At 59.4% G+C, this 14634-nt stretch carries 14 protein-coding genes; 3 read left to right on the forward strand and 11 right to left on the reverse strand.

Features of this window, described 5'->3' with window-relative positions; translation table 11 throughout:
* Positions 1 to 4: 4 nt before the first annotated feature.
* Positions 5 to 607 carry a flavin reductase family protein gene (locus F0184_RS14380; protein ID WP_150496886.1) on the reverse strand — a complete coding sequence of 201 codons (603 nt, stop codon included), beginning with the start codon at positions 605 to 607 and terminating at the stop codon, positions 5 to 7.
* A gap of 5 nt (positions 608 to 612) precedes the next feature.
* Positions 613 to 1209, reverse strand: coding sequence for a nitroreductase family protein (locus F0184_RS14385; RefSeq protein ID WP_150496887.1), 597 nt, complete (start codon positions 1207 to 1209; stop codon positions 613 to 615).
* Positions 1210 to 1495: 286 nt separating this feature from the next.
* Between F0184_RS14385 and F0184_RS14390 the strand changes: the two genes are divergently transcribed.
* Entirely contained in the window at positions 1496 to 2485 is a 990-nt protein-coding gene (locus F0184_RS14390; RefSeq protein WP_244299200.1) for a hypothetical protein, read from the forward strand.
* A 93-nt stretch (positions 2486 to 2578) separates the two neighbouring features.
* On the opposite strand, the gene F0184_RS14395 is transcribed toward F0184_RS14390, so the two are convergent.
* The 7 genes from F0184_RS14395 to F0184_RS14425 all read right to left on the reverse strand — a co-directional run bounded on the left by F0184_RS14395 (position 2579) and on the right by F0184_RS14425 (position 11274).
* Positions 2579 to 3424 (reverse strand): lysophospholipid acyltransferase family protein, encoded by an 846-nt coding sequence (locus tag F0184_RS14395; protein WP_150496888.1) that lies wholly within the window; start codon positions 3422 to 3424, stop codon positions 2579 to 2581.
* A 141-nt stretch (positions 3425 to 3565) separates the two neighbouring features.
* On the reverse strand, positions 3566 to 5548 hold the full coding sequence (gene thrS / locus F0184_RS14400) for a threonine--tRNA ligase (protein ID WP_150496889.1): 1983 nt from the start codon (positions 5546 to 5548) through the stop codon (positions 3566 to 3568).
* Positions 5549 to 5735: 187 nt separating this feature from the next.
* Positions 5736 to 7199 (reverse strand): RimK family protein, encoded by a 1464-nt coding sequence (locus tag F0184_RS14405; RefSeq protein ID WP_150496890.1) that lies wholly within the window; start codon positions 7197 to 7199, stop codon positions 5736 to 5738.
* A gap of 4 nt (positions 7200 to 7203) precedes the next feature.
* On the reverse strand, positions 7204 to 8328 hold the full coding sequence (locus tag F0184_RS14410; RefSeq protein ID WP_150496891.1) for a GNAT family N-acetyltransferase/peptidase C39 family protein: 1125 nt from the start codon (positions 8326 to 8328) through the stop codon (positions 7204 to 7206).
* Between the two features lie 215 nt (positions 8329 to 8543).
* Positions 8544 to 10328, reverse strand: a complete 1785-nt coding sequence (locus F0184_RS14415; RefSeq protein WP_208998489.1) for a B12-binding domain-containing radical SAM protein — start codon at positions 10326 to 10328, stop codon at positions 8544 to 8546.
* Positions 10329 to 10407: 79 nt separating this feature from the next.
* Entirely contained in the window at positions 10408 to 10767 is a 360-nt protein-coding gene (gene yidD, locus F0184_RS14420) for a membrane protein insertion efficiency factor YidD (protein WP_150496970.1), read from the reverse strand.
* A gap of 45 nt (positions 10768 to 10812) precedes the next feature.
* Positions 10813 to 11274 (reverse strand): iron-sulfur cluster assembly scaffold protein, encoded by a 462-nt coding sequence (locus F0184_RS14425; protein ID WP_150496892.1) that lies wholly within the window; start codon positions 11272 to 11274, stop codon positions 10813 to 10815.
* Positions 11275 to 11557: 283 nt separating this feature from the next.
* Here F0184_RS14425 and folE point away from each other — a divergent pair, with 283 nt between their 5' ends.
* Together folE and hisI are read left to right on the forward strand one after the other, a co-directional pair.
* Positions 11558 to 12193: a GTP cyclohydrolase I FolE gene (gene folE, locus F0184_RS14430; RefSeq protein ID WP_150496971.1), complete on the forward strand. Its 636-nt coding sequence runs from the start codon at positions 11558 to 11560 to the stop codon at positions 12191 to 12193.
* Positions 12194 to 12242: 49 nt separating this feature from the next.
* The gene (gene hisI, locus F0184_RS14435; RefSeq protein WP_150496893.1) at positions 12243 to 12698 is read left to right on the forward strand and encodes a phosphoribosyl-AMP cyclohydrolase; all 456 of its coding nucleotides are present in this window, start codon (positions 12243 to 12245) and stop codon (positions 12696 to 12698) included.
* Between the two features lie 13 nt (positions 12699 to 12711).
* Here hisI and F0184_RS14440 read toward each other — a convergent pair whose 3' ends face one another.
* Together F0184_RS14440 and F0184_RS14445 are read right to left on the reverse strand one after the other, a co-directional pair.
* On the reverse strand, positions 12712 to 13143 hold the full coding sequence (locus tag F0184_RS14440) for a CBS domain-containing protein (protein ID WP_150496894.1): 432 nt from the start codon (positions 13141 to 13143) through the stop codon (positions 12712 to 12714).
* 466 nt (positions 13144 to 13609) lie between these two features.
* Positions 13610 to 14254 (reverse strand): methyltransferase domain-containing protein, encoded by a 645-nt coding sequence (locus tag F0184_RS14445; RefSeq protein ID WP_150496895.1) that lies wholly within the window; start codon positions 14252 to 14254, stop codon positions 13610 to 13612.
* Positions 14255 to 14634: the final 380 nt, after the last annotated feature.

The following is a 14634-nucleotide window of genomic DNA, read 5'->3' on the forward strand; positions in this document are numbered from 1 at the left end:
GGTCTCAGACCTTCGGGCGCTCCATCTCGAACACGGTATCGACAACCGCGTAATCCTTGTATCCCAATCGGGCCAAAGGCCGGATGCGGGTAACATCGACACGTCCATCCACAATCACGGCATCGTCGATGTAGACGGCGACCACCTGACCGAACACCACATAGTTCTCGGTCGGTTGGCCATTGAGATCCGTCATGCGCTCGGTCTTGATGTGCCGGCACTCCAGAGCCGTCGAGACGCCGGCGACCCGGGGGGCCTTGATCAGCCGGGAAGGCGCCATTTCAAGGCCGGACAGCTCGAACTCGGATTGACCGGCGGGAATGGCGGCGGACGAGATGTTCATCTTGTCTCTCAGCTCCCAGCTCGCCATGTTGCAGACGAAATCGCCGGTGGCATCGATGTTGGCAACGGAATCCTTGTAGGTCGTCGAGGAAAACATCACGATTGGCGGCGTGTCGCCCACGGCATTGAAAAAGCTGTAAGGCGCAAGGTTTGCGCGGCCTTGCGCGTCAAGCGATGAGATCCACCCGATCGGACGCGGGGCGACAATGGCCTTGAACGGGTTGAAGGCAAGACCATGGTCGTTCTTCGACGTCTCGTAGAACATCGCCTTCAGGCCTCCCGCCAGTGACTGACAATGTCAGACAGGACCGGACGCGCGCGTTCCGCAGGGGCGCGGGTCGGGCTGCCGATGTGAATGAAGCCGGCAAACCGCTCCCCCTCGCCGCACCCGAGGAACCGGCTGGCCGCCTCGTCAAAGCAGTACCATTCACTCAACCACTGGGCCGCGAACCCGGACGCCAGCGCGGCGTTGATCAAGTTCATGCACACGGCCCCGGCCGACAGCTCCTGCTCCCACACGGGGATTTTGGGATGCACCGCGGCGCGGCTGACCACACCGACCACCAACGGCGCACGGGTGAAGCGCGATAACTCCTGCTCGCGGCGCTCCGGCTCCAGGGCGCCCTGGCTGGCCTCGGCCAACTCCGCCAGCCTTTCGCCAATCCGTGTCCGCGCGGCCTCGTCCCGGTAGATGATGAACCGCCATGGGGACAGTTTGCCGTGATCCGGCACCCGCGCCGCTATTGTGAGCAAAGCTTCAAGCTCGGCCTCTCCAGGTCCGGGGCCCCCGATAGTCAAGGCCGCATGCGAGCGCCGCATCGACAGGAAGTCGAGCACCTCCGGGCGTTTGGGAAGAATATCTGTCATGGGAATGGTGTCCGGTTCGAAGGGGAGATTGCTAGACCCTGAGTTAATTCATTGACCGAACTTGTCAACTTTAATGAAATCGTCTTGAATTTGCCCGAATTGCAGGCACAAGAGCGGCATGGCTTCGTTCCGGAAACACGTTGGAAACGCGGATGATTTGCACCGCTACAAACAAGTTGGGCGCACAGTGACGGCGACGCGAAACAGACTTGCTCGCGCGCTTTGTCTCGTTCTGACGCTGTGCCTTCCGGCGGTTCTGTGCCTTCCCCTGGCGCCAGGCGGTGTGATGGCCGCTGAGGCGGCCGAGCCCATTCCCCAGCCGCCACGGGCCAAACCGGACCCGAACGCACCGGTTTCAGCCGCCGAAACCCCGATCGAAAACCTTCTGGACCGCCCGCCGGAACCATTGTTTTCCGATATTCCGCTGCCGTTTGCCCCCGCGAGCCGTCTGGGAACCGCCCTGACGGGTGACCAGCAACAAGGCACGCTGTATCTGATGGCAAAACTGACCCGGGACAGCGATCCCCTCGACCGTGGCCTCACCTGGCGGATCTACAGCGAAACGACCAACGCCGAGGGCGAACTCGAACTGATCGCGAAATCGGAAGGCGGCGACGCGGAGTTTCGTCTGGATCCAGGCGCCTACCTCATACACACCGCCTTCGGGCATGCGACCGCCGTCAACCGCATGGTGATGGGACGGGAGGTCAAGGCCAAGATGGTGATCCTGAACGCCGGAGGCATCAAGCTCGATGCGGCGCTGGATGAGGCCACACCGCTCGACGGGCCGGTCACCTTCGACATCTACGGCATGGAATACGACGAACGCGGCGAAAGAGATCTGATCGTTAAGGACGCATCCCCGGGCAGCATCATCCGCCTCAGCTCCGACACATACCATATCGTCAGCCGGTATGGCGACGCCAACTCCGTGGTGCGCGCGGACATTCAGGTTCTTCCCGGCAAACTGACAGAGGCGCGCGTCTATCACAAGGCGGCGGAGATCACCCTGAAACTCGTCAACGAGGATGGCGGAGAAGCCATCGCCAACACCACCTGGTCCGTTCTGAGCCCCGGCGGCGATGTGGTGGTCGAAGCGGTCGGCGCCTTCCCAAGTTTTGTGCTCGCCGCTGGCGAATATGAAGTGTTGGCCCGAAACAACGATCAGACCTTCCAGAGAAAATTCGTGGTGGAAGCCGGACTTGACCGGGAGGTCGAGGTGCTGGCGAAGGCTCCCGAAGACGTGCTGCGTGAAAGAACAAACCTTCCGAACTGAACCGCGACACCGCTCTCAGGGAAGGTTCTCGGGGAAGGTTCTCGGGGCAAAACCCGCCCGGGGCGGGCGGCCTTGCCAAACACACCTAAATGGTCACGGCCGCAGCAACAGCCGTTTCTGTTTGTCCGCCGGACGCATTTCCATGACCTTTTCCTGAAGGAAATCCATGATTTCCTTCTGATCCTTGAACCCGGACAGGGTCTCGTAAGGGATCGGTGCGCCAGCCCGGGCCGTGATCGCCTGACCCAAGGTCCGGCGGAATTCCCGCACATAGAGAGACAGACGGAGGGTCAGGGAAAACCGGCTGACCAGATGGAACAACCACGAGTTCTGCCCTTCGAAATGGATCGGCAGGACCGTTGCCTTGGACGACCGGATCATCTTCGCCGTAAAGGTTTTCCAGGGCAGCTCTTCCGCGCGTCCGAACGGCTTTTGCGCCGTCGCCACACCGCCGCCGGGAAACACGATAATCGTTGTCCCCGCGGCCAGGAGACTCAGGGCCTCCTTACGGGTCGCCATGTTGGTCTTGAGCGCGTCCTTGGTTTCCTCGAAATCCACGGGCAGCGAGAAGGGGCGTATTTCCGGCACCTTCAGCAACTCGTTATTGATCATGATCTTGAACGGACGCCCGAGCTGCTCGGCCAGGGACAGAATGGCGAGGCCATCGCCAATGCCGTAGGGGTGATTGGCGATCAGCACAAGCGGCCCGGTCGGCAGATCCTTCGGGGGCCACTCGCCGCTGTCGACCGAGACCTTGATGTTGATCAGGCCCAGCAGGTCGCTCCACATATACGGAGATGTGCCGATGATGGTATCCCGCCAGACCTCGTAGAGCTTCAGCAGCTTCTTTCTGCCTGACGCGTGTTCGATGCTGCGGATGAGCCAACGTTTGAGAACCGGATGTTCTGGATTGGCATAACTGAATTCAGCTTGGTCCAAGGCAAAACGACTCATCTTCGGTTGGAACAAGGGTGCGATCCGAACCCTTACCAACTTCCATATTTCAGTTTGATGACGCTGACTATCACCCAAGGGAAACCCGCGTGCAATTGCCACATTTCCCCTGGGTGCCGTTTTCCATCAATCCTTCGTTATCCGCCGGTCGGGCGGCGTTGCCTCGTCCACAAAGGCGGCGATCGCTTGCTCAAGCCCTATGGACACCTGGTCCTTGGACCCGAGCCGTCGGATGTTGACGGTTTTTTCCTCCGCCTCGCGCATGCCGCACACCACGATGGCCGGAACCTTCGCTAGCGAGTGCTCGCGGACCTTGTAGTTGATTTTCTCGTTGCGGAAGTCGGTCTCGACCTTAAGGCCTGCTGCCTTGAGCTTCTCGGCAACCTCGCGGCCGTAGTCATCCGCTTCGGAGGTGATGGTCGCCACCACCACCTGAAGAGGGGCGAGCCACAGCGGGAAGTGCCCGGCGTAGTTCTCGATCAAAATGCCGAGGAACCGCTCCATCGAGCCGCAGATTGCCCGGTGGATCATCACCGGCGTTTTCTTCTCGCCATTGTTGTCGACGTAAAACGCCCCGAACCGCTCCGGGAGGTTGAAGTCGACCTGTGTCGTGCCGCACTGCCATTCCCGGCCGATGGCGTCTTTCAAGGTGTATTCGAACTTCGGCCCGTAGAAGGCCCCCTCCCCGGGGAGAATGTCGGTCTTTACCCGGCCGCCGGACTGCTCTTCGATTTGCTTGAGAACCTCGCCCATGACCTTCTCGGCGTGGTCCCAAAGCGCATCCGAGCCAACGCGTTTTTCAGGACGGGTCGACAGCTTTACAACGATTTCCTCAAAGCCGAAATGCTCGTACACCGACAGGATGAGATCGTTGATTTTCAGGCACTCATCGGCCATCTGCTGTTCGGTGCAGAACACATGGGCATCGTCCTGCGTGAACCCGCGCACGCGCATCAAGCCGTGCATGGCGCCGGACGGCTCGTAGCGGTGAACGATCCCGAATTCGGCCATGCGCAACGGCAGATCCCGGTAGCTTTTCAGCCCGTGCTTGAAAATCTGAACATGGCCCGGACAATTCATCGGTTTCAGAGCAAAGACATGACTGTCTTCATCTTCCGGATCCGCGCCATGAACGGCGAACATGTTTTCCTTGTACCAGCCCCAGTGGCCGGAGATTTCCCACAGCGAGGTGGACAGCACCTGAGGCGCGTTGACCTCCTGGTAGTCGCCTTCAAGACGGCGGCGCATGTAGGACACCAGCGACTGGAACAGCGTCCAGCCCTTGGAATGCCAGAAGACAACGCCCGGCCCCTCCTCCTGGAAATGGAACAGGTCCATTTCCCGGCCAAGCTTGCGGTGATCGCGCTTTTCCGCTTCCTCCAGCATGTGGAGGTAGTTGTTCAGCTGCTTGTCATTGGCCCAGGCCGTGCCGTAGATCCGGGTCAGCATCGGCTTGGTGGAATCGCCGCGCCAATAGGCCCCGGCCACCTTCATCAGCTTGAACGCCGAACCGATGCGGCCCGTGGAATCCATGTGCGGCCCCCGGCACAGGTCGAACCAATCGCCCTGGCGGTAGATCCGGAGTTCCTGATCTTCGGGGATCGCATCCACCAGCTCGACCTTGTAGCCTTCGCCCATATCGGCAAAGACGTCGCGCGCCTTTTCTCGCGTCCACAATTCCTTGGTGAACGGCGCATTGCGCTGGATGACCTCGTGCATCTTCTTCTCGATCACGGGCAGATCGTCCGGCGTGAACGGCCAGTCCTCGCGGGTATCAGGATGAACCCGTTTGAAATCGTAATAGAAGCCGTTTTCGATCACCGGACCGATGGTCACCTGGGTCCCTGGCCAAAGCTCCTGGACGGCTTGCGCCATCACATGGGCCGCGTCATGGCGGATCAGGTCGAGCGCGCGCGGGTCTTCACGGGTGAGGATCTCGATGGAAGCATTCGCGGTGATCGGGTCGGACAAGTCCGCCAACTCGCCATTGATGGCAACGGCCACAGCCTTCTTGGACAGGGACTTGGAAATGCTGGCGGCCACATCGGCGCCGCTCACACCTGGTTCGAATTCACGAACGGAATTGTCGGGAAAGGTCAGTTCAATCATGGCTCTCTCCGGCTCACTCCTGCACACACAGCAGGTAAGCGATGTCTTGGTCTTGGAATGCGTCAGGCAATACGGGATTTGACCCGCAGGGGCAAGGGTACGTTCCCTTGCGGGGCACCCGGGATGGCGGGCCTGGTCTGGCAGGCACGGTCTGGCGGGAAGTTCGCCAGACCCGTTGGCGCGGGGGTTACCTGCTCTCCAGCCTGCGGACAAACCAGCGGATCAGTTGGTCCCATACCGCATCTTTTTCCGCCAAGTCCTCATCGCCATGATCGAGATTGGGATTGTCGTTGATCTCGATGACGACCACCCGATCGCCAAACACCTTCAGATCCACGCCGTAAAAGCCGTCCCCGATCAGCCGGGCGGCGCGCACCGCAATGTCGATCACGGCGGGGGGCGCCTCGGACAACGAAACGGTGGTAAAGCCGCCCTCCAGAGATTTCTTCCCCACTTCGTGGCGGACAATCTGCCAGTGCTGCCGCGCCATCTTGTATTGAACGGCAAACAAGGGCTCGCCATCCAGCACACCGATCCGCCAGTCAAACTCTGTCGGGCAGTATTCCTGGGCCAGAACAATGGCACTGTCCTGAAACAAATCGGCAAGTCTGGCCTTGATCGCATCGGTCCCGGCCTCCTTGAAAACCCCGCGGCTGAACGACCCGTCGGGAATTTTCAGGACGACAGGGGATCCAAGCAGCTCCTCCAGCCCATGCGCTTCGCGGGTGTTGGACAGAACACGGGTTTTCGGCATGGGAATGCCGTGCCCTTCCAGCAGCTCGGTCAGGTAAACCTTGTTGGTACAGCGGATCATGGACACCGGATCGTCGATCACGGGCATCCCCTCTTGCGCGGCCCGGCGAGCAAACCGGTATGTATGATTGTCGATATTGGTGGTCTCCCGGATGAACAGGGCGTCATATTGAGCCAGCTTGTCCAGATCACCCTTGCCGATCGGAACGACTTCAACGCTGTGCCGCGCGGCCACCTTTGCCAAGTATTTGAGCGAGGCCAGCTTCGACGGCGGCATCTCCTCCTTCGGGTCGGACAGGACCGCAAGCGAGTATTTCATGACCGCCCGTTGCTTGGGAGCACGCCAGGGCCGGGTCGTATAGGCGACGAGAGAGCTGAGAAAGCGGGCACGCTCGGCAGGAGACAAATCGTTGACTGGCAGCGCCCGGATCCGCTTGATCATTGTCCACTCGCCCGGCTCGACCGTCACCTCCAACACGGGGGTGCGGAACCAGTCAAACAGGAGACGGCCAAAGGTATCCAGGCCAGCTTCATTCATCTGCCCGAGATAAACCAGCAAACGCGGCTCCATGCCTTCCCTCGCCGGGATCTTGCGCAGGCACTGGTTGAGCCTGTCCTCCAGTTCGGGCAGCGCGTGCCGGTAAAGATCCTTTCGGGACAGTTCGATCATGGTCTCGACACTTGGCAGGACCCTGTGTTGGCGAGCCTCCGCCAGAAGCGACGCGTAGTATCCCGCGCCCTGGTAGCCGTAGGACCTCGACAGATTGAGAATTGTCGGTTTGGCCCCGGCAAAGAGTTTCGGGTGGGTCAGGTAGTCCCGTACGGTCATCACCTTGTGCGGGGTGTCCGCGTTCGAAACGTCCTTTTGATTGTCCACAAGTACGACCCATAAGGCCATGAGGTCAGCTCTCCTTACGCACGATCACCTGGACGCGGACGCCGTTTCGTCCCCAGCGCGCCATGCGATCAAACACGGTAAACGGAATGGGCAAGTTGGCCGCGTCGGCGGGACTTTCGTGCCGCTCGCGTTCCAGCCATGGATCGTGGATGATGAGATGGCGGCTATCTGCGTCATGGACAAGAACCCAGTGGGGCTCCCGTTTGCCGAACATCAACGTCCCCGAAATAAGGACCAAGGCCAAGGCACCAGAGCGGATTTCATCGCCCAATGTCCGAGCGTCCAGCGGGTCGCTGGACTGTCGGACACCCAGCCGCGGTGCTTCGCTGCGATACCCCTCCTGAACCAGGGCGAGAATGCGCCGCTTGTCCGGATCACGCACCGTGCTGATGAAGAGCGGAGCATCAGGTTGCAAACGCACTTCCGCGGCGAGCCCTCTGCGGGCCAGGGCATTGGCAAGGCCAAACGGTCCACATCCTCCATGGCCGGCCGCAAGGAAGATCGTCGTCGCTTCGCGCCACAAGGTCAGTTCGGCAAGCATTGTCATCTCGCCGCCTGTTTCAAAATGCTTCAAAGCCATCAGGGCGCAGGCAGGCCCGCACGTGAAATCAGTGGTTTGCGAATAGTATGGCGCCCGTCCCGACCCCAAACTTGAGCCATGCAACAGCTTCTGCATCCGGATCGCCGTCATCCCGTCGGCATAATAATCCGCAACCTGCCCGCATTCCCGGTAGCCATGGCGGCGGTAAAGACCGAGAGCCGCGTCATTGTCGGACCGGACCTCAAGGCGAAGCACGATCCGCTCGCATTGGAATGCAGCCTCCTCGGAGGCCGCCAAAAGAAGCCCGCCGATCCCTTGCCCAGCGCAAGCAGGATCGACGGCCAGCGAATATAGACGGGCGAGCGCGGTTCCGCGGCGCAGAAGAAGCAGGGCGTAGCCGGACAAACCGTCATCCTTCTCAGCCACGAGAAGATGGGCTGTCGGGCTTTCCAGAAAGCGGCGGAAACTGCGCCGGGATATCCGGTCGGCGGCAAATGCGGCCGCCTCGATCCTCAGAAGTTCCGCAAGATCACTTTCGATCGCCGTCCGCAAAACCGCTCCGGCGCGATTGTCGGAAGCCATGGTCATGGCGAATTTGAATGTCCAAAAAGGGACCCGGATCCCATGTCGCAGAGACGTGCCGGGTTGGGTGGGGAACAACCGTCAAACGCTGCGCGAGGCGCCGGGCGTGCCTCCACTCGCTGTACTACGATCCTGCGGGATTGTCTTGGATAAAAACCGGTGCCCCCGACGCGCGAACACCCTGCGCCGTGCCGCTGAATTACGCGGCGCTTGACGCAGGCTCAGGACACCATGGCACGGTCCTTGGCAGCCTGGACGATCGACTTGTCCCGCGCCGATTTGGCCACGGCCTCTTTGCCTCCGCGTGTTTTGACGATCATGTCGAGCGCCTCTTCGCCCGCCTGATCCATTGGCGCGATCGCCAAATCCGAATAGCCGCGCCGGCCGGGCGATTTTTTCACTTTCCGGTAAATGCGGTAGAACCGGGCCACTGTTGTCAGATAGGCCCAATGCTTCGCCACGAGTTCCCAAACGTAACGGGGGTAGAAGACCAGGGCCGGTTCCACCGGCATCGACCGCCTGCGGTCCTTGCGGAACTTGAGCCGGAAGTAACCGCCCTCCAGAGGATGGACGCCCTCGTGCAGGACCATCAGACGGAACCACAACATCAAGAACAGCTTGTTTCCGGGCCGACCCTTGGGATGGGCGGCCGCCCGGCGCAGCACGGTTTCGATATGGTCTTCCGAGTAGTAGCTTTCCCACGCTTCACGATAGGCCTCTTCCCACTCATCGTCGGACATTTTCGGATGGTGCGAAACACGGTGGTTGAGATCATACTTGTTGAGATCCGGGTCCATCCAGATGCCCTTGTCGAGCAGCACCTTGTGATCTTCCGATCCCGGCAGGGGCGTGAGGAAGAAGAACTCCAGAAGATCCAATGGCAGTTCTTTTTTGATGATCTCGACATCCCGGAGCACCGACGCCTTCGTGTCGCCGGGAAATCCGATGATGTAACCGGCATAGGTCGTTGCGCCGTGATCCCGCCATTGCTGAAGCATTTCACGGTATTCGGTGATCTTGTTCTGGCGCTTCTTGGCCGCCAACAAATTGTCCGGATTGATGTTCTCAAGCCCAATAAACACCCGGTTCACCCCCGCCCGGGTGGCTTTCTCGATGAAGTTCTTGATCCGATGGCACAAGGTGTCCACCTGGATGATGAACTTGATGTCGAACTTTTCCGTCTCGCGCAGCTCGATCAGGCGGTCGAACAACGGCTCCCATTCGCGGTTGCGGGCGAAATTGTCATCGGTGATGAAAAAGCGGTTGATCCCTTGGGAATAGTTGTCCCGGATGATGCGCTCCAGGTCGTCCGGCGAGCGGAACCGGCTTTTCCGCCCCTGGACGTTGATGATCGTGCAAAAGGAACACTGAAAGGGGCAGCCGCGTCCCAAATCGAAACTGGTGTGGGATCCGGCCGTGAACTGGATGTGTTTGGAGGGAAGAATCGGCGTCGGTTCCCCTTCCAGCGACGGCAGGTCCTTCATGAAGTTGTAAAGCGGCTTGAGGTCGCCATTCCAGGCGTCACGAAACACCTGATCCAGCCGGCCGTCTTCCGCTTCGCCTGCAAAGTACGAGACGCCGCGGGACTGAAGGTCCACCATTTCCGCCGGCATCTCATCCAACATGGACATGCAGCCGGAGACATGGAACCCGCCGATCGCGACGGGAACACCGGCTTCGGCGAACTGGACGGCCAGATCCGCAGCCCTTGGGAACTGGTTGGATTGAACCCCGACGAGCGCGACCATGGCCCGGCCGCCACGGCGCCTGAGCGTCCGGATGATCCGCTGCGGCCGCACGCGTTTGTTCGTTTCATCGAAGGTCGTCAAATGAATGCGCACATCGGGGCCGAGGGCGTCCCGGTCTCGCGCGGCTTCCGCAAGACCATTCAAACAAGCCAGCGTATTCGAGGGAATGGCCGACCGGAGCCATTGGATCGGATAACCATCGTCATCATAATGCGTTGGTTTGATCATGATGAAATGAAAGTCTTCAGAAACCGCCATGTCACCCTCCACCTCGAGGAATAGGCTGGCCACAAACTTGACCCAAGGTCAAATTCTTTACGCGGTTTTCATCATATTCTCATGAAAGCCTCTGATCCGGTGGAATATGGTTGCCCGTCCACCGGCCATAGCGCCACGGCAGATACCAGCGCGTATCGGCAGGCAAATCGTCGGGAACGGGATCGAAACCGTCCGCGCCCCAGGGATTGCATCGCAGGATCCGCGAGAGCCCTAGCCAGCCGCCTGCCCACAATCCGTACCGGCGCAGAGCCTCGGCGGTGTAATCCGAACAGGTCGGCGCGTAGCGGCATTGCCGGCCCATCACCAGGGACAGGGAATGGCGGTACAGCCAAATCAAGCCCAACCCGGCGCGGGCGGGCACCGAAACCGGACGGACAGGTCCGGAGCCACCTGCCGCGTTATTGGACGACCGGCACATCGCCAAGAATCTCTGGGCCAAGGATCTCTGGGCGGACGACCGCGGTCATGCGGCCGCCCCGCTGCCGGTTTTGCTGGCCGTGGCTGCTTCGATTTGATCCAGCGCATCCACCACCGCATCAAACGTAAGCAAAGTGGACGCGTGGCGGGCCTTGTAGTCGCGCACCGGCTCCAGAAACTTCAGGTCTGCGAACCGGCCTGTGGGCGCCGGACCGCCTTCCTTGAGCATGCTGCGCATGGTCTGCCTGACCTCGCGCAATTCGGCGGGTGTTGCGCCGATGATGTTCATGGCCATGATGGATGACGCGGCTTGCCCGAGGGCACAGGCTTTCACGTCATGCGCAAAATCGGAAATGGTGCCATCCTCGAGGACCAGATCCACGGTCACAGTCGACCCGCACAGCTTCGAGTGGGCCTTGGCACTGGCCTGCGGATGCTCCAGCCGCCCAATTCTTGGGATGTTGCCCGCGAATTCGAGGATCTTGGCGTTGTACATATCGTCCAGCATGATCGCCCCGTCTTGATCGATCCGTGTTCATTGGCGCATTGCCGTCATGACGTCACTATATATATAGCTTGTGGCTGGCGGGAAATCCGCAAGTGGGAGTGGGGCCGCTACCGATTGACCCGGTGCCGTCCGCGCAGGCGCGTTGCATCTGCAAACTCTGAAACTGTGCGTTTGCGAATTGATCCGGTATGTTAGACGAACGCAGAACGCAGCGTCGATGCCTGATCCGGCAGTTTGGGAATGCCGTATGACGAGTGATACTAGGAAGTTAGCGAGGATCGAAATGGACGCTGTCCTCAAGCCGGTCGGAAAAACCTTTGACCGCAAATCTCCCGATCAACTGACCCGACCGAGCCGCGAGGAAGCCGAGGCGGCGGTGCGAACCCTGCTGGCCTGGACCGGCGACGACCCGGACCGGGAAGGCCTTCTCGATACGCCCAAGCGGGTCGTAAAAGCATTCGGTCAGCTTTACGGGGGCTATTTCGAAGACCCGATGGAGCACCTGGAGCGGACATTCGAGGATGTTGGCGGCTACCAGGACATTGTCATGGTGCGCGGCATACCGTTCCACTCCCATTGCGAACATCACATGCTGCCGTTTGTCGGCCAGGCGCATATTGCGTACTATCCGGCAGAAGGTGTTGTGGGCCTGTCGAAATTGGCCCGGGTGGTCGATATCTACGCCAAGCGTCTTCAGACGCAGGAAAACTTGACGGCACAGGTGACATCGGCCATTGACGACGCACTCGCACCGCGCGGCCTGGCCGTGATGATGGAAGCCGAGCACCAGTGCATGACCATGCGCGGCGTGCAGAAGCCGGGCGTATCCACCATCACAACCCAGTTCACGGGCGTCTTCGTCGACGATCCCGCCGAACAGGCGAAGTTCATGTCCCTGGTGCGGGGCATGGGCCGGTAAGTTCCTTCCGGCCCTTGCGATTGACACTTTCTTGCAAGGGCCATTTGCCATGACCGACCTGAGTTTCGCCAAGCGCGGTTCCAAAACGGCGATCGAAACCGGGCGGGAGTTCAGCCCAAAATTCGATGGTGACGGACTTATTGTCGCGGTTGTGACCGATTACGAGACCAACGAGGTTCTCATGGTCGGTTACATGAACGCTGAAGCGCTGAAGCGCACAATCGAAACCGGCGAAGCGTGGTACTGGAGCCGCTCCCGCAAAAGCTTCTGGAAAAAAGGCGAGACATCCGGCCAGGTTCAGAAAGTACGGGAAATTCTCACGGACTGCGATCAGGATGCGCTCGTCGTGAAGGTTCGTGTCGAAGGCAACGGGGCAACCTGCCACGTGGGCTACCGGTCGTGTTTTTATCGTGCTGTCGACCTGTCCAGTGAAACGTCCGTCGCCCTCAACGCGACGAACGTCCCAAAGGTGTACGAACCCGAAGACGTTTACGGAAAGTCCTGAGAGATCCAGGCCGTCAGGTCATGGTGATGTAACTGCGCATCTGCTCGGCTTCCAGTTCCACCTGAGCGATCTTGTGTTTCACCACGTCACCGATGGAAATCAGACCGGTGACCTTGTTGTCGGCAACTACCGGGACGTGGCGGAACCGCCCGCTGGTCATCAAAGCCATGACGGTGCCGATGCTGTCGGCCTCTGTGCAGGTCACGACTTTCTTGGTCATGACGCTGGATACCGGTTGCATAAGGGCACTCGCGCCCGACATGCCAATGGCCTTCACGATATCCCGTTCGGAGATGATCCCTTCGATATGGCCGGCGTCATCGGTGACGACGATCGCCCCGATCTTGTGTTCCGCCAGGGTTTTGCACACCTCACTGAGCAGTGTGCCGCTCCGTTCGGACACGACGTCCCGGCCTTTCGTACTCAGAATTGCAGCAACGGTCATCGGCTTGATCCTCCCATGATGTGAGCCGGGTCCTGCTCCCTCAGGACCTTGCGGCATCATGGCAAAATTTCAAGGAAGCGCAAACATCTGGTTTGCCTGACCTTTCCTGCGCGGTTTACGGCATCTGGAAACCAACGCGTTTCCAGAGGCGCTCAAAACAAGACGTCGGGCCGCTGTTCAAAGTTTTGTTTTGGCGCGATACCGCCGATGGCGATGCCGGAGCCCATATGGTTTTATGTCCAAAGGCGGCTTTTGAATGAAGATGCGAGAGACTGTTTCGTGGTTGCGGACAGGACCTGATCGCCGGTTCTGCCCTCCGGGTTATCCACGACAATAGCGGACGAAGCCTCGAAACCATCGAAACCGTGCTTATTTTCGGGGTGAAAGATGACACCGCGCGCGCCCGAACACACAAGACGGCGAACCTGCCGCGTCTGGTGAACGGCTCTTCACCCCATGTCCGCGGCTACCGCTTTCTTCCCACAAAGTTCAAGGTTGTCGGAGCGAGTGTATAGGCCAGTTGCGCTTTGGCACGTCGTTTGAAGATTTTTTCCATCAGAGACCTTTTCGGCTTCTTGCGAACAGCGAAGTCATTTGGATTGCTCTGCATGACCGCCACATCCCCAACGGCATTCGAGGAAATCGTAGATTTTTCGAGGTCAAAATGGAAATCCGGATAAAGGTACTCGATGGCCTTGGGCGTGAACCGCCAATAATCTGAAGGATATCCGTGAAACCTCCAGGAAAAGGGAACGGAAAGCGCGAGTATTCCATCTTTCTCGACTATCGATGACACGTTCTTCGAAAACGAAAAAATATCGTCAACATGTTCCATCACGCTCATGCATATCACGGTATTGAATTTTTGATTCCCAAGCTGACCGAGGACAATTTCAAAGTCCTTCGTAAAATCGACGACCCGGTCGACGTTTTTTCCCTCGCTCATATCCACACCGACAAACTCCATCTCGGGAAAGAGGTCGCGAAAATTGTTCGATGTGGAGTTGTCATAGTGCCTGGAGCCAATTTCGAGGATCGGACCCTTCATCGCGTGCAAATGCGCTTTCAGCCATTCAAACTGGTTTAAATCCCCCATCTGCGCGCCCTTCAATGCTCAGTTCCAAAATGAATTTCGAGCAACTGTAATCCGAACCGGGGAATGTCGTCACCGCTAAGATTGAAAGGGGAGCAAAGATCCGTCTTCAGCGTCACGAAATGGCCGGCAACGCGGATCACGCGATGCGCTCAACGGTCCGCTGCGGCGGTCGCCTTCGCCTTTCTGGATTTGGCATGGTGGGACGGCGCTTGCCAGTTAGACCAAGAAACCCTGCACCCTGAGGTCTGCCGGCTGTGTCCGGTCTTTGGCCGTTGCAACGGCCTCTGGCTGCGCTATCGAACAAGACCCTGCGTGGGCCCAGCCCCTGATGGCCGCAAAGCTGGCCGTCCTCGTTTCCGCCTACACGACACCTGTTTGCGGCAGGACAATCCCTG

This window comes from Roseibium aquae (assembly GCF_008711285.1).
Taxonomy (GTDB): domain Bacteria; phylum Pseudomonadota; class Alphaproteobacteria; order Rhizobiales; family Stappiaceae; genus Roseibium; species Roseibium aquae.